The 23,889-nt window shown below is 71.2% G+C and carries 22 protein-coding genes; 15 read left to right on the top strand and 7 right to left on the bottom strand.

Annotated elements, in window-relative coordinates:
* Window positions 1-89: 89 nt before the first annotated feature.
* Window positions 90-863, bottom strand: coding sequence for a hypothetical protein (locus WH85_RS25260; RefSeq protein ID WP_045744489.1), 774 nt, complete (start codon window positions 861-863; stop codon window positions 90-92).
* Between the two features lie 335 nt (window positions 864-1,198).
* Here WH85_RS25260 and WH85_RS25265 point away from each other — a divergent pair, with 335 nt between their 5' ends.
* The 5 genes from WH85_RS25265 to WH85_RS25285 all read left to right on the top strand — a co-directional run bounded on the left by WH85_RS25265 (window position 1,199) and on the right by WH85_RS25285 (window position 4,809).
* On the top strand, window positions 1,199-1,684 hold the full coding sequence (locus WH85_RS25265) for a CarD family transcriptional regulator (protein WP_014447856.1): 486 nt from the start codon (window positions 1,199-1,201) through the stop codon (window positions 1,682-1,684).
* Window positions 1,685-1,729: 45 nt separating this feature from the next.
* Entirely contained in the window at window positions 1,730-2,440 is a 711-nt protein-coding gene (gene ispD / locus WH85_RS25270) for a 2-C-methyl-D-erythritol 4-phosphate cytidylyltransferase (protein WP_045744537.1), read from the top strand.
* A 192-nt stretch (window positions 2,441-2,632) separates the two neighbouring features.
* Window positions 2,633-3,109 carry a 2-C-methyl-D-erythritol 2,4-cyclodiphosphate synthase gene (gene ispF, locus WH85_RS25275; protein WP_045744490.1) on the top strand — a complete coding sequence of 159 codons (477 nt, stop codon included), beginning with the start codon at window positions 2,633-2,635 and terminating at the stop codon, window positions 3,107-3,109.
* A gap of 125 nt (window positions 3,110-3,234) precedes the next feature.
* The gene (locus tag WH85_RS25280) at window positions 3,235-3,621 is read left to right on the top strand and encodes a PPOX class F420-dependent oxidoreductase (protein WP_045744491.1); all 387 of its coding nucleotides are present in this window, start codon (window positions 3,235-3,237) and stop codon (window positions 3,619-3,621) included.
* Between the two features lie 18 nt (window positions 3,622-3,639).
* Window positions 3,640-4,809 (top strand): tetratricopeptide repeat protein, encoded by a 1,170-nt coding sequence (locus WH85_RS25285; protein WP_045744492.1) that lies wholly within the window; start codon window positions 3,640-3,642, stop codon window positions 4,807-4,809.
* A gap of 95 nt (window positions 4,810-4,904) precedes the next feature.
* On the opposite strand, the gene WH85_RS25290 is transcribed toward WH85_RS25285, so the two are convergent.
* The gene (locus WH85_RS25290) at window positions 4,905-6,062 is read right to left on the bottom strand and encodes a homogentisate 1,2-dioxygenase (protein ID WP_045744493.1); all 1,158 of its coding nucleotides are present in this window, start codon (window positions 6,060-6,062) and stop codon (window positions 4,905-4,907) included.
* A gap of 78 nt (window positions 6,063-6,140) precedes the next feature.
* Between WH85_RS25290 and WH85_RS25295 the strand changes: the two genes are divergently transcribed.
* Window positions 6,141-6,983 (top strand): hypothetical protein, encoded by an 843-nt coding sequence (locus WH85_RS25295; RefSeq protein WP_211275438.1) that lies wholly within the window; start codon window positions 6,141-6,143, stop codon window positions 6,981-6,983.
* A 52-nt stretch (window positions 6,984-7,035) separates the two neighbouring features.
* Window positions 7,036-8,184, top strand: a complete 1,149-nt coding sequence (locus tag WH85_RS25300) for an outer membrane protein assembly factor BamB family protein (RefSeq protein WP_045744539.1) — start codon at window positions 7,036-7,038, stop codon at window positions 8,182-8,184.
* A 13-nt stretch (window positions 8,185-8,197) separates the two neighbouring features.
* Here the strand turns inward: WH85_RS25300 and WH85_RS25305 are convergent, their stop codons facing one another.
* Window positions 8,198-9,469 (bottom strand): ROK family protein, encoded by a 1,272-nt coding sequence (locus WH85_RS25305; RefSeq protein ID WP_045744494.1) that lies wholly within the window; start codon window positions 9,467-9,469, stop codon window positions 8,198-8,200.
* A gap of 47 nt (window positions 9,470-9,516) precedes the next feature.
* On the opposite strand from WH85_RS25305, the gene WH85_RS25310 reads away from it, so the two are divergent.
* Window positions 9,517-10,737 (top strand): MFS transporter, encoded by a 1,221-nt coding sequence (locus WH85_RS25310; protein WP_245674084.1) that lies wholly within the window; start codon window positions 9,517-9,519, stop codon window positions 10,735-10,737.
* Here the strand turns inward: WH85_RS25310 and hisC are convergent.
* Together hisC and WH85_RS25320 are read right to left on the bottom strand one after the other, a co-directional pair.
* Window positions 10,727-11,809, bottom strand: coding sequence for a histidinol-phosphate transaminase (gene hisC / locus WH85_RS25315; protein WP_045744496.1), 1,083 nt, complete (start codon window positions 11,807-11,809; stop codon window positions 10,727-10,729). The genes WH85_RS25310 and hisC overlap by 11 nt on opposite strands.
* Window positions 11,806-12,765 (bottom strand): RDD family protein, encoded by a 960-nt coding sequence (locus WH85_RS25320; protein ID WP_045744497.1) that lies wholly within the window; start codon window positions 12,763-12,765, stop codon window positions 11,806-11,808. The genes hisC and WH85_RS25320 overlap by 4 nt, the downstream gene beginning before the upstream one ends.
* Window positions 12,766-12,893: 128 nt before the next feature.
* Between WH85_RS25320 and WH85_RS25325 the strand changes: the two genes are divergently transcribed.
* From WH85_RS25325 to WH85_RS25335, 3 genes are all read left to right on the top strand, one after another.
* Entirely contained in the window at window positions 12,894-13,379 is a 486-nt protein-coding gene (locus WH85_RS25325; RefSeq protein WP_045744498.1) for an Lrp/AsnC family transcriptional regulator, read from the top strand.
* Window positions 13,380-13,441: 62 nt separating this feature from the next.
* On the top strand, window positions 13,442-14,734 hold the full coding sequence (locus WH85_RS25330) for an outer membrane protein assembly factor BamB family protein (RefSeq protein WP_052720787.1): 1,293 nt from the start codon (window positions 13,442-13,444) through the stop codon (window positions 14,732-14,734).
* A 74-nt stretch (window positions 14,735-14,808) separates the two neighbouring features.
* Window positions 14,809-16,476 carry a fumarate hydratase gene (locus tag WH85_RS25335; RefSeq protein WP_045744499.1) on the top strand — a complete coding sequence of 556 codons (1,668 nt, stop codon included), beginning with the start codon at window positions 14,809-14,811 and terminating at the stop codon, window positions 16,474-16,476.
* A gap of 461 nt (window positions 16,477-16,937) precedes the next feature.
* Here WH85_RS25335 and WH85_RS25340 read toward each other — a convergent pair whose 3' ends face one another.
* Together WH85_RS25340 and WH85_RS25345 are read right to left on the bottom strand one after the other, a co-directional pair.
* Window positions 16,938-17,177 carry a GntR family transcriptional regulator gene (locus WH85_RS25340; RefSeq protein ID WP_281179081.1) on the bottom strand — a complete coding sequence of 80 codons (240 nt, stop codon included), beginning with the start codon at window positions 17,175-17,177 and terminating at the stop codon, window positions 16,938-16,940.
* 190 nt (window positions 17,178-17,367) lie between these two features.
* Window positions 17,368-17,868 (bottom strand): hypothetical protein, encoded by a 501-nt coding sequence (locus WH85_RS25345; RefSeq protein ID WP_045744501.1) that lies wholly within the window; start codon window positions 17,866-17,868, stop codon window positions 17,368-17,370.
* 336 nt (window positions 17,869-18,204) lie between these two features.
* On the opposite strand from WH85_RS25345, the gene WH85_RS25350 reads away from it, so the two are divergent.
* The 4 genes from WH85_RS25350 to rlmB all read left to right on the top strand — a co-directional run bounded on the left by WH85_RS25350 (window position 18,205) and on the right by rlmB (window position 23,886).
* On the top strand, window positions 18,205-19,560 hold the full coding sequence (locus WH85_RS25350; protein ID WP_425394663.1) for a class II fumarate hydratase: 1,356 nt from the start codon (window positions 18,205-18,207) through the stop codon (window positions 19,558-19,560).
* Window positions 19,561-19,632: 72 nt separating this feature from the next.
* Window positions 19,633-21,285, top strand: coding sequence for a S8 family serine peptidase (locus tag WH85_RS25355; protein WP_045744503.1), 1,653 nt, complete (start codon window positions 19,633-19,635; stop codon window positions 21,283-21,285).
* A gap of 64 nt (window positions 21,286-21,349) precedes the next feature.
* The gene (cysS, locus tag WH85_RS25360) at window positions 21,350-22,762 is read left to right on the top strand and encodes a cysteine--tRNA ligase (RefSeq protein WP_045744504.1); all 1,413 of its coding nucleotides are present in this window, start codon (window positions 21,350-21,352) and stop codon (window positions 22,760-22,762) included.
* Entirely contained in the window at window positions 22,762-23,886 is a 1,125-nt protein-coding gene (rlmB, locus tag WH85_RS25365) for a 23S rRNA (guanosine(2251)-2'-O)-methyltransferase RlmB (RefSeq protein ID WP_045744505.1), read from the top strand. The genes cysS and rlmB overlap by 1 nt, the downstream gene beginning before the upstream one ends.
* The last annotated feature ends 3 nt before the right edge of the window (window positions 23,887-23,889 follow it).

A 23,889-nucleotide genomic window follows, 5' to 3' on the forward strand; every position in this document is an offset into this window, starting at 1 on the left:
CCAGTTGTCGTACGCGGCCGGATCGCCGGGGTCGTCACACGCCGCCGGTGGGGTCTGACGGCTGGTCACGCGGTGTGGCGCTCCCCAGCTCAGAGCCGGGCCAGGTCGGGGCGGATGTCCTCGACCGAGGCGGTTCGTTGCCAAGTGCGGATGATGTCGCCGGAGCTGTTCACCAGGATCACCGCGGCGGTGCCGTCCGGGGTGCCGAGGCGCAGATGGCGGCGCAGTCCGGCGGTCTGGTCGAGCAGGAAGGTGACGCTCTTGCCGTCGGCCCGGGGCGTCTGGGCCGGTGGTCGCAGGACGGACGGACTGGCGGAGACGGCGCTGACCGTAACGACCAGGACGGCCGTCTCCGCGGAGACGGCACTGATCGTGTCGGCGATCAGGGCACCGCAGTCGCAGCCGTCGGTGAGCAGCACGACCGCGGGGAGGTGCCCACGGATCGAGACGCTCTGTCCGTCGGCGCCGACCAGGTCGGTGGCGGGCAGCGCGCCGGTGGTCGGCTCGTCGACCGTGCCGGAGGTGCGCTGGGTGGCGGGCTGGCGGGCGGGTCCGGGCCAGGCCGAGGCGAACAGGCTGGCCACCGTCACCATCACCGCCACCGAGATGATCAAAGCGGGGGTGCGCACGGCGAACCTGCCGATCCGCCGGAGACGCCGGACCGCCGGGCGCCGCAGCACGCGCTGCCACCGGGTGGTGGGCTCGGCCGTGTTCAGCTCGGCACGAACCGCCTCGACCTCGTCGGCGAGCGCGGAGAGGTCGTCCGGTATGACGATGACCCCCCACTCCTCGGGGAGATCGGGAAGGTCGTCGGGCGCACCGCCCCCGGGCGGCCTGCCGTTGTTGTCGCTCACGCCAGCCATGACTCAACCTCCCCCCTGGCCGACCAGATCCTGCTTCGGTCGGGGAACTCCCGTCCAGCCTCCCGCACGGGGGGCCGCATCGCCAGTGGTGCGCTGTTGCGGACATTAGCGATAAGCTTGATCTCACAAAGCCAACAGGTCCGGAATTTCCGACTCGTTAGCAGGGGTCGTGACTAACCAGTCACATTGCGTTACGAAGGCAGCTTCTCGCGTCGCTGTCAAGCGGTAGAAAGCCCCGTCACAGGGCCCCTGAGCTGCACTAACAGTGACCGTCAGGGCGAGACACGGGCGCCTGGGCGTGTTACCCTAGACACAGCGAAAGGGGTTTCGAACCTATGGTTTTCAGTGTCGGCGAGACCGTTGTTTACCCCCACCACGGGGCCGCACTCATCGAGGCAATCGAGACTAGGGTCATCAAGGGCGTTGAAAGGCAGTATCTCGTTCTGCGTGTCGCCCAGGGCGATCTGACGGTTCGGGTGCCCGCTGAGAATGCCGAAGAAGTCGGCGTGCGCGAAGTGGTCGGCGAGGAAGGCCTCGGCAAGGTCTTCGACGTCCTCCGCGCTCCGCACACCGAGGAGCCGACCAACTGGTCGCGGCGTTACAAGGCCAACCTCGAGAAGCTCGCTTCCGGCAACCCGCTGAAGGTTGCCGAGGTCGTTCGTGACCTCTGGCGTCGTGAGCGTGAGCGTGGCCTGTCGGCGGGCGAGAAGCGGATGCTTGCCAAGGCGCGCGACATCCTGGTCGGTGAGGTGGCCCTCGCTGAGAAGAGCACCAAGGACGAGGCTGAGGTTCTGCTCGACAAGGTCCTCACCGAGGCCTGATCACCCGACGCCATCCCTCTTCAAACGGTGACCGACGACCGCGATGTGACCGCGATGCTCAATGCTCGCGGTGACGTCGCGGTCGTCGTTCCTGCTGCCGGCGCCGGCCTGCGACTCGGGCCCGGCGCTCCCAAGGCGCTCCGCCTGCTCGATGGCGAGCCCCTTCTGGTCCACGCGATCCGCCGGATCGCCGCGGCGCCCTCGGTTCGCATGATCGTGGTGGCCGCCCCGCCGGCCGGTGTCGATGACGTGCGCGCTCTGCTCGACCGGATCGCCCCGGTCACCGTCGTGGCCGGCGGTGCCGAACGGCAGGAGTCGGTCGCGGCCGCGCTCGCCGTGGTGCCCGACGACATCGGTGTGGTGCTGGTGCACGACGCCGCCCGCTGCCTGGCTCCGGTGTCGTTGTTCGAACGGGTCGCCGCCGCCGTCCGGGACGGCGCCGACGCGGTCATCCCGACCCTCCCCGTGGTCGACACGATCAAAGAAGCCGCCCCCGACGGCACGGTGCTCGGCACCGTGGACCGTTCGGTGCTGCGCGCCGTCCAGACCCCGCAGGGTTTCCGCGCCCCCGTCCTGCGTGCCGCCCACGCCGCCGCGGCCGACGCCCACACCGACGACGCGGGCGCCGTCGAGAAACTCGGCCACCCGGTCCTCTGCGTCCCCGGCTCTGACCTGGCCCTGAAGATCACCAGACCCCTGGACCTGGTGGTGGCCGGCTACCTGTTGTCCCACCCGGATCCCGACGCCCCCGTCTGACCGTCTCGCGCCTGACCGCCCCCGCCTGACCGTCTCGGACCTGATCTCGCCCGACCTTCTCGGACCTGCCGCGGCTGGATTCAGCGGTGGTCGGCTCTGCTGTCGTCCCGGGTCCTGTCGCTGCCGTCTGATCGGGCACACCACGTGGATGGGCTTCGCGCCCTGACCGCGGAACGTGTCTAGGCTTTTGGGGTGATCATTCCGCGGGTTGGTATCGGGACCGATGTCCATGCGTTCGACGCTTCTCGGCCCTGCTGGGTGGCGGGACTGCACTGGCCGGGTGAGCCGGGTCTCGCCGGGCACTCCGATGCGGATGTGGCCGCCCACGCCGCCTGTGACGCGCTGCTGTCGGCTTCGGGGCTGGGCGATCTCGGCAGCAACTACGGGACCAGCCGGCCGGAGTGGGCCGGAGCCTCCGGGGTGGCGCTGCTCACCGAGACGGCCCGCCGGGTTCGGGAGGCCGGATTCGCGATCGGCAACGTGTCGGTGCAGGTGGTCGGGGTACGCCCCAAGATCGGCAAACGGCGGGACGAGGCGGAGAAGGTGCTCTCCGAGGCGGTCGGCGCGCCGGTGACGGTGGCCGGCACCACGACCGACGGGCTGGGACTGACCGGCCGTGCCGAGGGGCTGGCCGGGATCGCCACCGCACTGGTCTATCCGGCCACCTGAGCAGGTGGTGGGCTACCCCGCCGGGATGAGCGCGTGTGGGGTCTGCGGCAGTTTGCGGTGGTTGTGGCGGTGTGGTGTTCAGCGTCACGGGGAGGGCACGGGCGGTATCGGGCATGATCGCTGCCATGACCGTCGCCCTGCCGGATGTCGCCCGGAAACTGATCGACAACCCCACGTATGTGGTGCTGACGACGATCAACGCGGACGGCAGCCCGCAGTCGACGCCGATCTGGGTCAAACGGGACGGCGACCATGTCGTGTTCTCGACGATCCGGGGGCGCCGGAAGACGCTGAACATGGAACGGGAGCCGCGGGTCTCGATCTGCGGATACGACCCGGCGCAGCCGTACTCGTACTTCACCGTGGAGGGCGTGGTCGCGCTCTGTGACGACGAGGGTGATCTGATCGGCGAGCTGAGTTACAAGTACGCGAACGAGCCGTGGACCAGTGACGCCCCGGGGACGGTGCGCGTGGTGTGCCGCCTCACCCCGACTCACGTCATCTCCAGGTAGAGCGCTTACGCTCGGCACGTGCCCGCCCCCTTGGAGCCTGACACCACGCCGGAGGAACACCGGCAACGAGCCCTGCTGCTCGCCGATCTCGGTCGCTACGACGAGGCGGCCGACGAGATCGCCGCCGGTCTGAGCAGCGCACCGCAGGAGACCGCGCTGCTCGCCACCCTGGCCCGCATCCACCTCGCCGCGGATCAACCGGCCGAGGCGTTCGCCGCCGCGGACCGGGCCGCCACGGTTCAGCCGCCGGCGCTCACCGCGCTGGTGGTCCGGGCGATGGCGCTGATCGACATCCGGCGTTACGCGGATGCCGCCCGTGACGCCGGGGAGATCCTGGCCCGGTGGCCCGACGATGCTTACGCGCAGCGCACCGGAGCCGCCCTGCTGAGTGAGTCCCGCAACGGGCAGGAGGCGCTGAACGCCGCCTGGAACGGTGTCCGGGTGGCGCCGAAGGAGGCCGAGGCCCACCTGGTGCTGGCGGTCGTCGCCGCCCGTCTGCGGTTGTTCGACCTGGCGCAGCGGGCGTACGGCGAGGCGCTCGAACTCGATGCGGCGATCGGCGACGCGGGGCAGGACGTGGGGATCGTCCGGCTGGAGCGCCGCCGGTGGGCGCAGGCCCTGGAGTCGCTGGCCGAGGAGGCTTCGCTCGACGCGCCGGCCGCGGCCACCGGCCCGGATGGGGAGCCGCCGGCCGGGAGTCCGAGCGCGGAGCCGCCGGCCGCGGGACCGGGCTTCGACGCGTACACCGAGAAGGAAACTCACGCGAAGGACGCGTACGCCAGGATTGCGCGACCGACGCGCCCGGTCCTGGACGTCTCGGACGAGGCGGCTGAGGGTCTGCGGGAGACGGTGCAGTTCGGCGCGGGTGGCACGTTGATCGCGGCGGTGCTGACCGCGGCGATGACCCAGATCAGTCCGGGCATCTCCCGGGCGTGGGCGGGTCTGATCGGCGTGCTGGTGTTCGTCGCGGTGCTCTTCTGGCTGCGCAGCCGGCTGCCCGAGCCGGTCGGTGTGGTGCTGGCCCGGCTGCGGGCCGGGAACATCCGGTTGGCTGTCTCGGCCTACCTGTTGTTCATGGCGCCGCTGTTCCTGCTGGCCTACGCGGTGGTGGGCGGCCTGCCGACGTTGATCGCGGCGATGGTGGCGGCGGCGGTCGCCGAGTTGCTGGCGGTCCTCTCCCGCCGCTGACCGACGGCGGGAGCTGCTGGCCGGCGGAAGCCGCTGACCGGCGGCGGGAGCTGCTGACCGGCGGAGGCCGGTCAGCAGCGGGAGAGGACCTCTTCCTAGGCGCGGTTCCAGGTCCAGGCGTAACCGCTGTCCTCGACGCCCAGGGCCGGCTCGCAGAGGTCGAGCGGCCGGAACGTGTCGACCATGACGGCCAGTTCGTCGAAGGCCTCCACGCCGAGGGCCCTCTCCACCGCCCCGGGCTGCGGGCCGTGTGTGAAACCGGACGGGTGCAGCGAGATCGACCCCTGTTCGATCCCGGAGCCGCGGCGGGCCTCGTAGTTCCCGCCGGTATAGAAGATCACCTCGTCGGAGTCGACGTTGTGGTGGTTGTACGGCACCGGGATCGCCAACGGGTGGTAGTCGACCTTGCGCGGGACGAACGAGCAGATCACGAAGTTCGGCCCCTCGAACGTCTGGTGCACCGGCGGTGGCTGGTGCACCCGTCCGGTGATCGGCTCGAAGTCGTGGATCGAGAAGATCCACGGGTACAGGCAGCCGTCCCAGCCGACCACGTCGAACGGGTGGTGGGCGTAGACGTGCCGGGTCCAGCCGGCCCGGTGCCGGACCAGCACCTCGACGTCGGTGCCGTCCGCGGTGAACGGTTCGCCGGGGCCGCGGATGTCGCGTTCGCAGTACGGCGCGTGTTCCAGGAACTGGCCCCGCGACGACAGGTAACGCTTGGGCGGGCCGATGTGGCCGGTCGCCTCCACGGTCAGGAGCCGGGCGGTGCCGTGCGGGACGATCCTGTGCACCACCGACGTCGGGACGATCACGTAGTCGCCGGGGCCGGCCCGCAGTTCGCCGAAGGTGGTCTCGACGGTGACGGTGCCGTCCTCGACGTACAGGCATTCGTCGCCGACGGCGTTGCGGTAGAGCGGGGAGGGGCGGTCGGCTACGGCGTACCCGATCCGGACGTCGCTGTTGGCGAGCAGCGGGCGGCGGCCGAGCACCGCGTCCGCGGGTCCGGCGTCGAGCTTGTGGGTGCGCAGGTGGCGGGGTTTGAGCGGGTGGTTGGCGGTCTGCCGGACGGCCGGTGGTTCGTGTACCTCGGCCGTGACGATCGCGGTGGGGGGATGTCGGTGATAGAGCAGCGACGAGTCGGAGGAGAAGCCCTCCTGGCCCATCAGTTCCTCGGCGTACAGGCCTCCGTCGGGGCGCCGGAACTGCGTGTGCCGTTTGTGGGGCACCTCGCCGACGCTGCGGTAGTAAGGCATCGTTGCCTCCACCAGATTGGAAAGCGACATAGCGGACTTGGTTGTCCGTTTCTCGCAGCGTCCATTAGGTTCGGGTTCGTGTCAACGATGGTGCCTCCGCTCTATGCCGGGCTGGTCGATGACGCGTCCCTGCTCCCGCCCAGCCCGATCGGCCTCGCCGACGCGGTGCTGAAGTTCCACGAGCACACCGCGTCGTGGTACTCGGATCTGCTGGGCGCGCTGCTGCTGCCCGCCTCGATCGTCGGCGCCGAGCCGGCGCCCCGGCTCTCGGCCGGCCTGATCGGCGACGTGCCGGCCGCCGTGCTGCCGGCCATCGTGGACAAGCTGACCGCCGCCGGGGTGGCGATCGGGCACGTCGAGGCGGCGGTGGCCCGCCGTGGCGAGGACCCGCAGCCCGGCATCGCCGCGCTCGGCTCGTTCGCGGCCGCCCACCCCGGTCTGCGCGTCTACGCCGAGATCCCGCTGAGCTGGGGACTGCTGGCCGCCCTGGACTCGGTGGCCGAGGCCCGCGACGCCGGGCTGTCGATCGCGCCGAAGTTCCGGGTCGGCGGGCTGGCCGCGGAGCTCTTCCCGACCCCGGTCGAGCTGGCCGCGGTGATCTGCGCCTGCCGGGACCGGGGCCTGTCGTTCCGGCTGGCGGCCGGTCTGCGGCACGCCACCCGGCACACCGACCCGGAGACCGGCTTCACCCACCACGGCTTCCTCAACATCCTGATCGCGTCGGTGCTCGCGGCCGAGGGCGGCGAGGTCGCCGAGGTGGCCGAGGCGCTGGCGGCCACCCACCCGGTGCCGCTGGTCGAACCGGCCCGGGTCCGGCGCGACGATCCCCGGCCGCTGTTCACCGGGTTCGGCGCGGCCAACGTGGTCGAGCCGCTCACCGAACTGGTCCGGCTCGGGTTGGTCAACGGCGGCTATGAGTGACGGCGCGGGGGCCGTCCCAGACTGACCTGGAATACTTCCGGCCGTGACCCGGATGCTGCTGAGAACCCTCGCGTCCGTTGTTCTTCTCCTGGTGAGTGGCCTGATCGGCTGGCGGGTGATCGCGCCGACCGAGGTGTTGGCGGTCGCCACCACGCCCTATCCGGAGCTGGCCGTGCGGTCACCCGGTGCTACCGGGCACACCCCGGTCGCGCCGCTGATCGTTGACGGCAGGATCCGCGTCTATGCCGCGAAACACCAGGTCAAGGCCGACGGCCCGGTCGACGGGCGGACGCAGTACACCGCCCGCTGGTCGTTGCGCCGCTGGCCGCAACAGCTGAGCGGGGTGGTGGCGAGCGGCACGACGGTCGTCACCCGCTGGTCGGACGGCGAGTTGGTGGCGATCGACGCGCGGACCGGGGAGATCGCCTGGCGGCAGGACGGTCCGGCCGGTCCGGGATACACCGGGCACCGCACCGGAGCGTCGGTGGTGTGGGCGCCGCCGGGTCTGCGACTCGCCGCGGGCGCGGTGCTGGCGAGCGACGATCAAACCCTTGCGGGGTACGACGTGAGCACCGGGACACCGCGGTGGCAGGCCTCGACGACGTCCTCGTGTGCCGGCGGCTTCACCACGGCCGGTGGTGCGTACGTGTGCGAGGCGAGCGTCTACGACGGGGTCACCGGTGCCGCGATCACCACGTGGCCGTCCGGACCGTGGACGCCGGTCGGCTGCGACTCGGAGAGCTCGAACTGCGCCGGGTTCCGGGACGCCGCCGGTCAGGGCTGGCTCGCCGGTACGAGCCTGCCGCCGCAGCGCGCCGTCGCCCTGGACGCCCCGGGCGCGACGGTGGCCGCCGGGGTGATCGTCACGGCCCTGGAGGACCGGGTGGTCGCCCAGGACGCGGACGGCGCCGAACTGTGGACGTCGTGGACCGGCCTGACCCGGGTGCTCGGCACGGCGCAGAAGCGGGTGGTCCTGTTGACCAGGGACAACACCGTGATCAGCGTGGACCCGCGGACCGGCTCCGCGAGCGGCTCGTTCGCCCTCGCCGTCGACGACGAGGGCATTCTGTGGAAGCCGGGGGCGTTCCGGCTGTCCGGGGACCACCTGGCGATGGAGCGTCTGCTGCCGAACGCGCCGGACGATCCGGAGTCCCCGGTCTACTACCTGACCCTGGACACCGTGATCATCGCGTCTCTCTGATTCCCTCCCGGCCTCAGGTCAGTGTGGGGAGCAGGGCGGCCCAGGCCTCCTCGGCGGCGCCGGCCACCGGGCCGTCCTCGTCGGCGAGGGTGGCCCGGAGCACCGGCGGTGGCGTGTCCCGGTGGATCATCATGAGGCCGCGCCGGTAGGCGTCGTGGATCTGCTCCGGGACCGTGTCGAGCAGGTCCGCGCCGAGGCCGCCCAGCGTGATCAGGTCCACGTCGAGGGCGTTGACGAGACCCGCCATGCCGCGGCCCAGGGCTGTCCCGGCGGCGCGTACCGCGTCCAGGGCATCCGTGGGGTCCGGTGGCGGGAGTCCGGCGAGGTCCTGACGGGACCGGGTGGAGCGGTCCGGCCGGTCGGCGCTCGTGGCTTCGGCGTTCGCTGTTCCAGGGGCGCGGGTGATGGAGTCACGGGTGCCGGCGGTGTGGGCGACGGCGGTCCGGGCGACGGCGGTCCGGGCGACGGCGATGACGCGACGCGCGTAGGTGACCGGGTCGCGCGGAGTCGGGTCGCCCAGATGGCGGGCCAGGGCGGTGCCGTCGACGGCCGAGCCCCAGCAGCCGTGCGCGCCGCAGGGGCACGGGACCGCCGGGTCGCCGAACGGCATGTGGCCGAACTCGCCGGCCGCGCCGTGGGCGCCGATCACCGGGCGGCCGTGCTCGACGACCGCGCCGCCGAGTCCGGCGTCGATCCGCAGGTGCAGCGCGACCGTGGCCTGGGCGGCGGCGCCGCGGTGCGACTCGGCGGCGGCGGCCAGGGTGGCGTCGTTGCCGGCCACGAAGACCTCGGCGCCGGGCCAGAGTTCGGTCAGGTCGGCGTCGTGCCAGCCGGCGTTGGCGGCCTGCAGTCGCAGCGAACGGACGGTGCCGGGAACCGAGACGCCGATGGCGCGCGGGCGGTGCGCGTACCCCCGCAGGAGGTCTTGGATCGCGGCCGCGACCGCCGTGCGCACGGCGGGCCAGTCGGAGCCCGCGTGTCGTCCCGTGCGGGAGGCGGCGGTGGTGCCGCCCAGTTCGACCACGTCGATCCGCCACGACTCGTGGGTGATCGCGGCGGCCAGCACGAGCGGGCCGCCCGGGTGCGGCAGGAGCACGGTGGTCGGGCGTCCGCGGGTGCCGCTGGGCGCGGCCGGGGCCTGGGCCAGCAGTTCGGCCTTGCTGAGCTTGGTGACCAGCTCGGTGGCCGCGCCGGTGCCGACGCCGAGGAGGCGGGCCGCGTCGGCGCGGGTGACGCCGGGACGGCTGTGCACCACTCGCAGGAGTTCGGTGGAGCGCGTCGTCACATTTCCTCTCCCTTTTTATGCTCTTTATCAGAGCTTATTCTGCGGTGGTGAGACTCAACCGCCCGGCGCTCGTCGTCCTCGGCGCATCCTCGTTCTGCTACGTCACCGCCGAAACCCTCCCCGTCGGGCTGCTGCCCGAGATCTCCGCCGACCTCGGCGTCCCCGAGGCGCAGGTCGGTCTGCTGCTCACCAGTTATGCCGTCGTCGCCGCCGTGAGCACCATCCCACTCACGGCGCTCACCATGCGGGTGCCCCGGCACCTGCTGATCGCCGTCACGGTAGCGGTGTTCGCCGTGTCGCAGACCGCCGCGGCCCTCGCCCCGAACTTCACCGTGCTCACCCTCTCCCGGCTGCTCTGCGCGCTCGCACACGGGGTGTTCTGGTCGGTGATCGGGCCGATCACCGCACGCCTGGCGCCACCGGGACAGGCCGGCCGCGCGACCGCGCTGGTCTTCCTCGGCAACTCGCTGGCCATCGTGCTCGGCGTGCCACTGGGCACCGCGGTCGGGCAGTGGCTGGGATGGCGTACGGCGGTCGGGATGTTCGCGGCGGCCGGCGCGATCGGCGTGCTGCTGCTCGTCCTGGTCCTGCCCAAACTACCGGCGCTGCCCCGCGACCTGGGAACGAGCACCGGACAGCAGCTGCGCGACGCGGTCCGGATCCTGCGCAACGGCCGGGTGGCCCGGCTCTGCCTGATCACCGCGACCCTGGTGATCGGGCACTTCGCGGCCTACACCTACATCGCGCCGCTGGTACGCCGCGACGCCGGTCTCGACGGCGCCGGGCTGAGCGCGCTGCTGCTCGGGTACGGCGCGGTCGGACTGATCGCCAACTTCGTGGTCGGACGCTTCGTCGACCGGCGCCCGGGACCGATCCTGATCGGCCTGCTCGCGATCATCACGCTGGCCGTGGGGCTGCTCGCACCGGTGCTCGGAGGAGTCCCGACCGTGGTCGCGACGCTGCTGTGGGGCGGCGCCTTCACCGCCGTGCCGGTATTTCTGGCAGCGGCGGTGCTGCGGGTGGCCCCGGCCGCCCGGGACGCGGCCTCCGCGGTGTACGTGGTGGCCTTCCAGATCGGCATCGGCGGCGGCGCGTTCATCGGCGAGCGGCTGGTGAGCGCGCAACGACTCGGCACGCTGCCGCTGCTGGCGGCCGGGCTGGCACTGGTCGCGACACTGCTGGTGGTCTTCTCGCCGGCGGTCTTCCCGCACCGGATCAGCGCCGAGGACCACCACCGGGCCGAGGAGGAGGCTCAGATCACTCCTTGAGAGCGGCCTCGGCGGCGGCCAGGAACAGGTCGTTCTCCTCGGGGGTGCCGATCGTGACGCGGACGCCGTCCGGGTGGAAGCCCCGCACGATCACGCCACGGTTCTCACACGCCGTCGCGAACGCGGCGGTCCGGTCGCCGAGCGGCAACCAGACGAAGTTGGCCTGGCTGTCCGGCACCTCGACGGCGAGCGCGCGCAGCGCCTCGGTGACCCGCTTCCGCTCGGACACCACGATCGCGCAGCGGCGGCGTACCTCCTCCTGCCGGCCCAGGGCGGCGATCGCCGCGGCCTGCGCCAGGGTGTTGGTGGAGAACGGCGTCACGACCTTGCGGATGGTGGCCGCGACCTCGGGCTGCGCGACGAGATAACCCATCCGCAGGCCGGCCAGCCCCCACGCCTTGCTCATCGTGCGCAGCACGACCACGTTGGGCCGGTCGCCGTAGGTCTCCAACGCGTCCGGCACGGCCGGGTCGTCGACGAACTCCCGGTACGCCTCGTCGAGCACCACCAGCACGTCGGAGGGTACCGCGTCCAGGAACCGGTCGATCTCGGCCTTGCGCAGGCTGGTGCCGGTCGGGTTGTTCGGGTTGCAGACCAGCACCATCCGGGTCCGGTCGGTGATCGCCTCGGCCATCGCGGTCAGGTCGTGACCGTGCGCCGCGGTGTTCGGCACCCGCACGCTCACCGCGCCGCCACCCGCGGCGATGATCGGGTACGCCTCGAAGGACCGCCACGAGTAGACGATCTCGTCGCCCGGCAGACAGGTCGCCTTCGCCAGGATCTCGGCCAGCGCCACCGACCCGCAGCCGGTGACCACCCGGTCCGCGTCCACCCCGAACCGGGACGCGATCTCCTCCCGCAGCAGGGTCACGCCCATGTCCGGGTAGCGGTGCACGCTCGCGGCCGCCTCGGTGATCGCCTCGACCACCCCGGGCAGCGGGCCGAACGGCACCTCGTTGCTGGCCAGTTTGACCGCCTCGGCGATGCCCAGTTCGCGGGCCAGGTCGGCGACGTTGCGCCCGGGCACGTAGTTCGGGAGTGCGTCCAGGTCGGGGCGGGTCAGGCGGGTCACTTCGATCCTCCAGGGGCGTCGCCGCTCGGTGCGGGCTCGACGGTGGTTGATGCGTGGCGCGGGACGGCGACGACGACGGTGGCGGCTGACTTGTCGTGCCACGCCTGCCGCAGGCGCGGGTCGAATGCGGGCGAGAGCGCCCCGAAGAACTGCACCACCAGGCCGATCCCGCACCACCAGAACAGGGTCCACATGCCGAGGCCGGCCCAGCGGGAGAACGCGCGACCGAAACCGATCGGCTTGGTGCTCTCCACGCCCATCACCTTGATACCGAGCATCCGCTTGCCCAGGGTCTGACCCCGGCCGCCGATCGACGGTGCTTCGTAGGCCAGCCAGAGCAGCGTGGTGACCAGCAGTATCGCCACGCTGAGCGTCTGCATCCGGGAGGTGGGCTCGACGACCGGCGACTGGTTGCCCGCGGCGATCTGGGCCATGTACTCGTGCAGGATCGGCAGGAAGTCCTGCCAGTACTCGTACACGAACCAGCCGTTGACCACGATGTTGAGCACCAGCACGACCAGGATGTCGATCAGCCGGGCGGTGAACCGTGCACCGAGGCCGGCCAGGGCGAAACCGTGCGGCTGGGCCTGCGGCATCGGATAGAGGTAGGCGTGCATCGGCTGGCCCGGCTGCGGCTGCCAGCCCGGTGGGGGCTGCCATCCGGGCGGAGGCTGCCAGCCCGGGGGCGGCGGGGGCTGCGGCGCCCAGCCGGCCGGCGGGCCCACCGCGGTGGGCTGCCCCGGGGGCATCGCATAGGGCTGTGGGGCGGCGGGCGCCGGCTCGGCGGCCACCGGTTCGGGCTCGGCGGGCGGCTCCTCCTCCTCGACCGCGGGCGGGCCGTCCGGCGGGACGGCGTCAGCCGGGATGGCCTTGCCCAGCCAGCCTTCACCGTCCCAGTAACGCTGGGTGCTGGTATCGGCCGGGTCTTTGTACCAACCCGCGGGAAGGGAACTCATGCGCAAACCTTTACCACGACAGCCTGACGGTTCCCTGCGGGCCGGAGAACCGATCCGCGGGGCCTGTTCACAGTGTCACAGGTCGTCGCGCCGCTGTTGCGCCCGCTCGGTCCCGGTAGGTTCCGGGGATGGAGGAGCAGACTGTCCAGCTCGACGATCTCGACGCCCGCCTCATCGCCCTGCTGCGCGCGGAGCCGCGGATCGGGGTGCTGGAGCTCTCCCGCCGGCTCGCGGTGGCCCGGGGCACGGTGCAGGCCCGCCTCGACAAGCTGACCGCCCGGGGCGCGGTCGTCGGCTTCGGCCCGGAGGTGGCACCGGCCGCCATCGGCTTCGGGGTGATGAGCTTCGTGACCCTGGAGATCAGCCAGCGGTACGGGCACGACGCGGTCGCCGAGCACCTCGCCGAGATCCCCGAGGTGCTGGAGGCGCACACGATCACCGGCAGCGGCGACATCCTGTGCCGGATCGTGGCCCGCTCCAACGCCGACCTGCAGCGGGTGATCGACAAGATCGTCGGGTACGAGGGCATCGTCCGGGCGCACACGATCATCGCGCTGGCCGAGCTGATCCGGTACCGGACGGTGCCCCTGGTCCACGCGGCAAGTAGGCCATAACCGATCGACACGGACATTCCTCGCTCTCCGCATCCGCGGATCGATGTCATTACCCTGCCCGAATGGCCTCACCGGGCGGTTCCTGGAAAGGACTCACGCTGGTCGCCGCCACGGTCGTCGTCACCGTGCTCGCCGCGACCGGCGTGTGGAACCCGTTCCCGCAGCTGTGGTCCTGGGTCACCACCAGCGGACCGGTCGCCCCCGGCGCCCGCTGGCAGCAGCAACTCGGCGGCACCCCGCAGAGCGTCGCCATCGCCGGCGACTCGGTGATCGTGGAGTACCGGACGTCGATCGAGGCGTACGGGCTGACCGCCGGAGTCAAACTCTGGTCCTCCGACGCGGACTGGGCGTCGATGGCCGGGAAGGGCGCCAACGCGGTGGTCGTGACCGGCCGGCTGCTCACCAAGGGATACCAGGTGCTGGACCCGGCGACCGGCGCCGTCAAACGGTCGGACACCACGGCCGCCGCGGTGTGGACCTACCGGGAGGCCATCGTCGACCTGAGCTGTGCCGGCGGCGGCGACTGCCGGATCACGGCCTGGGACCCGAAGACGAACACCCGGCGGTGGTCGGTGGAGAGCGGCAGCATCGGATTCGTGCTCGACGCCGCCAACCCCGACCTGCCCGACACCCGGCGCCTCACCGCCGACACCGTCGACGACGACATCACCGGGCCGCCCTCGATGCCCGGCCTGCTGGGCTTCCCCGACGACGGGCAGATCCGCGTCGTCGACACCGCCACCGGACGGCTGGCACAGACCGTCCGGCCCACCCGCGAACAGCGGATCGTGGTGGTCGGCGGCCGGGTCCTCACGGTGACCGGCACCGCCCGCGACGGCACCTGCTACTACGGGGTGGTCGCCACCGACCCGCCGAGCGGTCAGGTGGTGTGGCAGCGCGACGGGCTGAACCTGCGGACCGCCGACAACGGATCCGGTTGCGTTCAGGAACACGACCCGGCGGGCGGCTACAACGTGCTGCTCGGCGTCGACCCGTACGGGCGGGAAGTCCTGATCAACGGCAACGACGGGCGGAACCTCTGGTACGGCGACAAGGAGTCGGACGTCCTCGCCGTCGACGACACCTACGCCGTCATCCGCAAGGACGACACCCTGCGCGGGTACGCCCTCGGCCGCAAGAAGGCCGTCTGGACCCTCACCGGGCGGGCGAAGACCGAGGCGGCGCTCACCCCGCACGCGGTGATCGTGGTCAGCCGCGGCCGGGTCACCGCCCTGACGCTGAAGAACGGCACCGTCCGCGCCGACGTGAAGACCGACGCGAAGATCTTCGCGACCGGCCCGGACGGGATGATCGCCGTCTCCGGGCGGGACATGGCGTACCTGCCGTTCGCCTGAAACCGGGCCGCCGGTGACAGAACGTGGGGGAGGGGTTCGCACGCCCGACCGTCGCTGGCTTAGGCTTGCGGCTCATGAGCAAAGGCGCCGATTTCAGCTACTCGCCGCTCCTCCCGACCGGTGCCGACCAGACGGAATACCGTCTGGTCACGGACGAGGGCGTCGACGTCGTCGAGGGCCCGGGCGGGCGCCGGTTCCTGACCGTCGAGCCGTCCGCGCTGACCCAGCTGACCGCCGAGGCCATGCACGACATCGCGCACTTCCTGCGCCCCGCGCACCTCACCCAGCTGCGATCCATCATCGACGACCCGAAGGCGTCGCCCAACGACCGCTTCGTCGCGATGGACCTGCTGCGCAACGCGAACATCGCAGCCGGCGGCGTCCTTCCGATGTGCCAGGACACCGGCACCGCCATCGTGATGGGCAAGCGTGGGCGGCACGTGCTCACCGACGGCACCGACGAGGCGGCCATCGCCCTCGGGGTCTACCAGGCGTACACCCGGCTGAACCTGCGGTATTCGCAGCTCGCCCCGCTGACCATGTGGGACGAGAAGAACACCGGCACCAACCTGCCGGCCCAGATCGAGCTGTACGCGGAAGACCCGGGCGGCCAGCCGGACGCGTACAAATTCCTGTTCATGGCCAAAGGCGGCGGCTCGGCCAACAAGTCGTACCTCTACCAGGAGACGAAAGCGCTGCTCAACCCGCAGCGGATGATGCAGTTCCTGGACGAGAAACTGCGCCTGATCGGCACGTCGGCCTGCCCGCCTTACCACCTGGCCGTGGTCGTCGGCGGCACCAGCGCCGAACACGCGCTCAAGACCGCGAAGCTGGCCAGCGCGAAATACCTGGACAACCTGCCGACCTCCGGCACGATGCTGGCGCACGGCTTCCGCGACCTCGAGCTGGAGGCCGCGGTCCTGGAGCTGACCCGCGACTTCGGCATCGGCGCCCAGTTCGGCGGCCGGTACTTCTGCCACGACGTCCGGGTGATCCGCCTGCCCCGGCACGGCGCGTCCTGCCCGGTCGCGATCGCCGTCTCCTGCTCCGCGGACCGCCAGGCGGTCGCCAAGATCACGCCGTCGGGTGTCTGGCTGGAACGTCTGGAGACCGACCCGGCCCGCTACCTCCCCGACGTCGAGATGGGCGAGGAGCCCGCCGTGCGGGTCGACCTCAACCGCCCGATGGCCGAGATCCGCGCCGAACTCGGCAGGTACCCGGTCAAGACCCGGCTGTCGCTGACCGGCTCCCTGGTGGTGGCCCGCGACATCGCCCACGCGAAGATCGCCGAACGGCTGGACGCCGGCGAACCGATGCCGGACTACATGCGCGACCACGCCGTCTACTACGCCGGCCCGGCGAAGACCCCGGAGGGGTACGCGTCCGGCTCGTTCGGCCCGACGACGGCCGGCCGGATGGACTCGTACGTGGAGAAGTTCCAGGCAGCCGGCGGCTCGATGGTCATGCTGGCCAAGGGCAACCGGTCCCAGCAGGTCACCGACGCGTGCCAGAGATACGGCGGGTTCTACCTGGGCTCGATCGGTGGGCCGGCGGCCCGGCTCGCCCAGGACTGCATCCGGCACGTCGAGGTGCTCGAGTTCCCGGAACTCGGCATGGAGGCGGTCTGGAAGATCGAGGTCGAGGACTTCCCGGCCTTCATCGTCGTCGACGACAAGGGCAACGACTTCTTCGCCGAGGTCACCAAGCCGAAGAGTCTGTTCCAGATCAGCGGCAGGGCCTGACGGTTTTGCAGTACCCGGCTGTCGTCCGCGGCTCGGATCGTTCAGCCGTCGTCCACGGTTCTCGGCCGGTGCCGGGCAGCTGCCGGTGACGGCTCGGATCGTTCAGCCGTGGTCCACGGTTCTCGGTCGGCGCCGGATAGCCGTCAGTGACGGCTCGGATCGCTCAGCCGTCGTCTGTGGTTGTTTTCGGCTCGCGGGTCGACCATGGCTGACGGCTGGGGTGGCTGAGCCGTCGTTTGCGGCTGTTCGGGAGACGGAATGGAGCCGTGGGCGACGGCCGGAGGTGGCTGAGCCGTCGGCTGTGGTCGGTTCGTGGGCCGGGGTGAGCCGTGGGCGACGGCTGGGGTGCTCCGGCGACGGCTGGGGTGCTCTGGGCGACGGCTGGGGCCGGTGCTCGTGTGCGTGGGGGCGGGCTGGTGCTCGCGGGCGTGAGGGTGGGCGTATCAGGTGAGGGCCGGCCCTCAGGCAGGGTGGCGGTTGACGTAGGTGCCGCGCTGCGGGGCTGTGGTGACCAGGCCGCGCTCGCGGAGGAGGCGAACGGCGGAGCGGACCGTGCCGCGGGCCAGCCCGTGCTCCTGCTGGAGGTAGGACTCGCTGGGCAGGGAGGCGCCCTCGGCGAGTTCGCCGCGCTCGATCATGCCGGCGAGCAGGTCGGCGAGCTGGACATACAGCGGTGTCGGCGCGAGCGGATCGATCGTCACCACCTCAAGCTAGAACGTTCAGAACGTGCACGATCGTGAAATACGTTCTGGACGTTCAAGACGTCTACACCTTACGATGAACTCCGGCAGTGCGGCGGCGAGTGGCAGGGCCGCCCGTGGACAAGGCGAAGGCCCGGCGCAGAGAAAGTGCGCCGGGCCTTCGCCTTGTGAAGGATACGAGGGGAACGGGTCAGCCGCAGTAACCGGCGACCGGGCTGAGCCACTCCTCGAGCTGGGTCTTCAGCGTCCGGTCCAGGTCTTTGGCGGTCTTGATGGCCGCGATGTACTCCCGGTCCTTCGCGCTGTTCTCGAACTTGTCGGCGGACGTCACGCCGGCCTGCTTGAGATCCGGGTTCTGCGCGGCCGCGGTCTCCTTGCGTATCTGACTGCCGACCGTCTTCAGCTCGGCGGCGGCCGCCTTCTCCGCCTTCTCCGCCTGGTCGGTGTCCTTGGCCTCCTTGTGGGCGATCATCTTGCCCATCTGGGTGCCGAAGTCGCCGAGGGCGGTGGTGAAGACCTTGTCCAGGCGGCCGCAGACCTGCTCGGTGTCGGCCGAGTAGTCGGGCGTGGCCACGGTGGCGGCGGGCGTCGCCCAGGTGGGGGCCGGTGCCGCGACCTCGCTGGTGTCCGCGGCACAGCCGGCGGACAGCAGCATGCCGCCGACGACCGCGGCCAGGATGGCGCCTCGCATCAGTGGATCCTCTTCGTCGGGGGACCAAACTCCGCCGACGGTACGTTCCGTTTCCGTCCACGTCCAACCCACAGTGATCATCGGGCCACGGAATGGGCTGGTTGCGGGAGCCTGAGCAGGCCGTTCCGCCTCTTGTGAACACGGCGTCGGCGTGGCACATGAGAACTACTCTCAGTCAAGCCCGAGGGTCGGAGTGTCACCTTGCGGGAGGGGCCTCACCGCGTACCCGAAAGGGTCCTTGGCCCTGGACGGCGAGCGGCGGACGACCGGCGGAAGCCGAGAGAGGATGGTCCGGTGACGACTGACGAGAGTGGTTTCCGGATCGAACGTGACACGATGGGCGAGGTCCGTGTGCCCGCGGATGCCCTGTGGCGTGCGCAGACGCAGCGGGCCGTGGAGAACTTCCCGATCTCCGGGCGAGGGCTCGAGCCGTCGCACATCCGGGCGTTGGCCCGGATCAAGGGGGCCGCCGCGCGGGCCAACGCCGACCTGGGCGTTCTGGAGAAGGACCTGGCCGAGGCGATCGCGTCGGCCGCGGCGCAGGTCGCCGACGGCGGCTACGACGATCAGTTCCCGGTGGACGTGTTCCAGACCGGGTCGGGCACCTCGTCGAACATGAACGCCAACGAGGTGATCGCGACGCTGGCCTCGCGGGAGCTGGGCCGTCCGGTGCACCCGAACGACCACGTCAACGCCTCGCAGTCGAGCAACGACGTCTTCCCCTCGTCGATCCACCTGGCCGCGACCGAGGCCCTCTCGCAGAACCTGGTCCCGGCCCTGGAGCACCTGGCGTCGGCCCTGACCGCCAAGGCCGGGGCCTTCGCGACCGTGGTGAAGAGCGGCCGGACCCACCTGATGGACGCCACGCCGGTCACTCTCGGGCAGGAGTTCTCCGGGTACGCCCGGCAGGTCACCAACGGCGTCGAACGGCTCCGGGACTCCCTGCCCCGGCTCGGTGAGCTGCCGCTCGGCGGCACCGCGGTCGGCACCGGGGTGAACACCCCGCCCGGGTTCGCCCCGGCGGTGATCGCGCTGCTGCAGGCGGAGACCGGTCTGCCGGTGAGCGAGGCCCGGGACCACTTCGAGGCGCAGGGCGCCCGGGACGCGCTGGTGGAGGCGTCGGGTCAGTTGCGGGTGGTGGCCGTCGGCCTCTACAAGATCGCCAACGACATCCGCTGGATGGGTTCCGGTCCGCGGGCCGGCCTGCGCGAGCTGCGCCTGCCCGACCTGCAGCCCGGCTCGTCGATCATGCCGGGCAAGGTGAACCCGGTGGTGCCGGAGGCGGTGCGCCAGGTGTGCGCGCAGGTCATCGGCAACGACGCGACGGTGGCCTTCGCGGGCACCCAGGGCGACTTCGAGCTCAACGTGATGCTGCCGGTGATGGCCCGCAACCTGCTCGAGTCGATCCGGCTGCTGGCCGCGGTCGCCCGTCAGTTCGCCGACCGGTGCATCGCCGGGCTGGAGGCGAACGAGGAGATCGCCCGCGGGTACGCCGAGGGCTCCCCGTCCATCGTCACCCCGCTCAACCGCCACCTGGGGTACGACGAGGCGGCCGCCATCGCCAAGCAGGCGCTCGCCTCCGGTGCCAGCATCCGCCAGGTGGTGATCGACCGGGGGCACGTCGCGTCCGGCAAGCTCACCGAGGCGCAGCTGGACGAGGCGCTCGACGTGCTGCGGATGACCCGGCCATGAATCGACTCTTGTAAAAACTCACTCTTCTCGATCTGATCCTCCTAGGTTCCATTTCCAGGAGGAGCGCATTCCATGAGAAGACGCCTCATCACGGGGGCCGTCGTCACCACGACGGGCTTGGCTTTTCTGGCCGTGATCCCGGGTTCCGCGGTGGCGGAACCCGGTAACACGGTCGAATACACGGTGGTGGCCGCCGACGGGGTCTCCGCCACGGACGCCGCGAAGGCCATCACAGCGGCCGGCGGCACCATCGTGACCAGCAACGACACCGTCGGGGTCTACCGGGTCAGCTCGGCCGACAGCCGGTTCGGCAGCAAGGCGACCGCCTCGGCGGCCCTGATCGGGGCGAGCGAGCGCCGGGCCCTCGGCCGCGCACCGAACGGCATCGAGAAGATCGACCGGACCGCGAAGGGCGCGGGCCGGGGCAAGGGCGGCCCGGCGAGACTGGACCCGCTCGACAGCCAGCTCTGGGGCCTGGCGATGGTCCGCTCGGACAAGGCCCGCAAGATCGAGCCGGGTGATCGCGGCGTGACCGTCGGCGTGCTGGACACCGGTCTGGACGCCTCGAACCCGGACCTCGCCCCCAACTTCAACGCGAAACTGTCCCGCAACTTCGCGCCGGACATCGTCGACGTCGACGGCCCGTGCGAGGTGGCGAGCTGCCTCGACCCGATCGGCACCGACGACGGCGGGCACGGCACGCACGTGGCCGGCACGATCGGCGCGGCGGCCAACGGCACCGGCCTGTCCGGCGTCGCGCCCGGGGTCACCCTGGTCGAGCTCAAGGGCGGCCAGGACTCCGGGTACTTCTTCCTCGACCCGGTGGTCAACGCCCTCACGTACGCCGGTGACGTCGGCCTGGACGTGGTGAACATGTCCTTCTACGTCGACCCGTGGCTCTACAACTGCACCGCGAACCCGGCGGACAGCCCGGAGGACCAGGCCGAGCAGCGGGCCATCATCACCGGCATGAAGCGGGCCCTGGAGTACGCGCACCGCAAGGGTGTCACCCTGGTCGGTGCGCTCGGCAACAACCACGAGGACCTGGGCAAGCCGCGGACCGACGTGAGCAGCCCGGACTACGGCGCCGACCCGTACCCGCGGCCGATCGACAACACATCCTGCTGGGACCTGCCGACCGAGGGCCCGCACGTGATCGGGGTGTCCTCGATCGGGCCGTCGAAGACCAAGGCCGACTACTCGAACTACGGCACCGAGCAGATCTCGGTCGCCGCGCCCGGCGGGTGGTTCCGTGACGGGTTCGGCACCGACACGTACCGCACGGTGGGCAACGAGATCCTCTCCAGCTACCCGCTCAAGGTGCTGCAGGAGGAGGGGCTGGTCGACGAGTTCGGCGAGATCACCCCGGACGGCGAGGGCACGGTGCTCAAGGAGTGCACCAAGGCCGGTAGGTGCGGGTACTACACCTATCTGCAGGGCACCTCGATGGCCGCTCCGCACGCCTCCGGTGTCGCCGCGCTGATCGTCAGCCGGTACGGCGTCCCGGATCACCGTCGCGGCGGGAAGACCCTGGCGCCGGATCTGGTGGAGAAGCGCCTCTACCAGAGCGCGGCCGAGCAGGCCTGCCCCGAGCCGCGCCTGCAGAGCTACGTGCGGGAGGGCCGGGAGGCCGAGTTCGACGCGTACTGCAGCGGTGGCGAGCAGTTCAACGGGTTCTACGGGCACGGCATCGTCGACGCGTACGCGGCGGTCGGCGGCCGCTAGCCGCTCCGGGTCACCGCCCCGCCCGTGTGGTACGGGCGGGGCGGTGGGCCGGTACCCTTGTACGGTGACGCTGCGCTTGTACGACACCGCGACCCGATCGGTCCGGGACTTCGTCCCGATGACGCCCGGTCAGGTGGGGATCTACCTGTGTGGTCTCACCGTGCAGTCCTCACCACACATCGGCCATCTCCGCTCCGCCGTCAACTACGACGTGCTCCGCCGCTGGCTGCTGCACACCGGTTTCGAGGTCACGTTCATCCGCAACGTGACGGACGTGGACGACAAGATTCTCGAGAAGTCGGTCAAGCAGGGTAAGCCGTACTGGGCGATCGCCTATCAGAACCGCCTCCTGCTGGATCGCGACTACCGGTCTCTCAACGTCCTGCCGCCGACCTACGAGCCGCTGGCCACCGGGCACGTCATCGAGATGCACGAGCTGATCACGACGCTGATCGAGAACGGCCATGCCTACCCGAGCAGCGCCGGTAACGGGGATGTCTACTTCGACGTGCCGTCCTTCGAGGGCTACGGCGCGCTCTCCGGGCAGGACCCGGCCGACATGCGCGTTCCCACCGACGGTGGTGAGCCCGGCAAACGCGACTTCCGTGACTTCGCCCTGTGGAAGGGTGTCAAGGCCGACGAGCCCGCCGACTCGTCCTGGTCGTCCCCCTGGGGCCGGGGCCGTCCGGGTTGGCACATCGAGTGCTCGGCGATGGCCCGGCGCTACCTGGGCGACGAGTTCGACATCCACGGCGGCGGCCTGGACCTGACGTTCCCGCACCACGAGAACGAGCTGGCCCAGTCCAAGGCGGCCGGCCTGGGCTTCGCCCGGTTCTGGGTGCACCACGGCCTGCTCAACCTCGGCAAGTCCAAGATGAGCAAGTCGCTGGGCAACGTCATCGACCTGCCGTCGGTGATCGAGTCCGGGATCCGCCCGGTCGAGCTGCGCTACTACCTGGGCAGCCCGTACTACCGCTCCCGGATCGACTACACCGACGAGGCGTTGCGCGAGGCCGCGGTGGCCTACCAGCGCATCGAGGGCTTCGTCCGGCGTGCCGCCGAGGTGGTCGGCCCCGGCCGGCCCAAGGCGGTGCCGCCCGCCTTCGCCGAGGCGATGAACGACGACTTGAACACGTCGGCGGCGCTGGCCGTCGTGCACGACACCATCCGCGAGGGCAACACCGCCCTGACCGCGGGTGACGAGCCGGCCATCCGGGGTGCGCTGACCGCGGTCCGGGCCATGCTCGGCGTGCTCGGCCTCGACCCGCTCGACGCCGCCTGGGACGGCGGCGAGGGCGGCAACGATCTCAAGCCGGTGGTCGACGGTCTCGTCGCCCTGGCGTTGGAACAGCGGGCGCAGGCCCGCGCAAGGAAGGACTGGGCTGCCGCCGACTCGGTGCGGGACCAGCTCAAGAACGCGGGTATTCAGGTGGAGGACACTCCGGCCGGTCCGCGCTGGACGGTAGGAGAACACTGATGCCGGGAAATTCACAGAACGCGAGCAAGCGCGCCACCTCGAAGAAGGGCGCGTCCTTCGGCTCCGGCGGCAAGAACCGCGCCGGGCTCAAGGGCCGGGGCAAGACCCTGCCCGCCGACGAGCGCCCGTGGCACAAGGGCTACTCGGGCACCGAGAAGCTGCCCGAGAAGACCGCGCGTAAGCAGGAGAAGGAACGCAAGGCGGCGGCGGCCGAGGGCCGGGCGCCCAAGATCGGCGTGCCCGGTTCCAAGGACACCACCTGGGGTCGCGGCGGTGGCCGTGGCGCCGGCGTCAGCCGTCCCACCACCCGTGGCGGCCGTGCCGCCGGTCCTCGGGGCCCGCGGGTCGCGCCGGGTCGCCGCTCCAACCCCACCAAGGAAGGCCCCGAGCTGCTGCTCGGGCGCAACCCGGTGGTGGAGGCGCTGCGGGCGAACGTGCCGGCGACCGCGCTGTACGTGGCGCAGGGCATCGACGTCGACGACCGGATCAACGAGATCGTCCGGACCTCCGGCGACCGGGGCATCCCGATCCTGGAGATCGGGCGCAACGAACTGGACCGGATGACCGGCGGGGTGCTGCACCAGGGCGTCGGCCTGCAGGTGCCGCCGTTCGCGTACGAGGACTTCGACGACCTGGTCGCAGCGTCGCTGGAGCAGACCGCTCCGCTGCTGGTCGCGCTCGACGGGATCACCGACCCGCGCAACCTGGGCGCGGTGATCCGGTCGGTGGCCGCGTTCGGCGCGCACGGTGTGTTTATGACCGAGCGGCGTGCCGCGGGCATCACCGCGACCGCGTGGCGGACCAGTGCCGGCGCGGCGGCGCGGGTGCCGGTGTCGCAGGTGGTCAACCTGACCCGGGCGGTCAAGACGGCGCAGAAGGCCGGGTTCACCGCGATCGGCCTGGACGCGGACGGCGAGACCGATCTCTACCAGCTGGAGGCCGCGGTCGGCCCGCTGCTGGTGGTGGTCGGTTCCGAGGGGCGCGGTCTGTCGCGCCTGGTCGGCGAGACGTGCGACCTGCGGGTCCGCATCCCGATGGCGTCCGACGTCGAGTCGCTGAACGCCAGCGTGGCCGCCGCGGTGACCCTCGCCGAGGTGACCCGCCGCCGGCTCTACCAGAGCTAGCTC

It is taken from the genome of Actinoplanes rectilineatus (genome assembly GCF_000962825.1).
In the GTDB taxonomy this organism is placed as follows: domain Bacteria; phylum Actinomycetota; class Actinomycetes; order Mycobacteriales; family Micromonosporaceae; genus Actinoplanes; species Actinoplanes rectilineatus.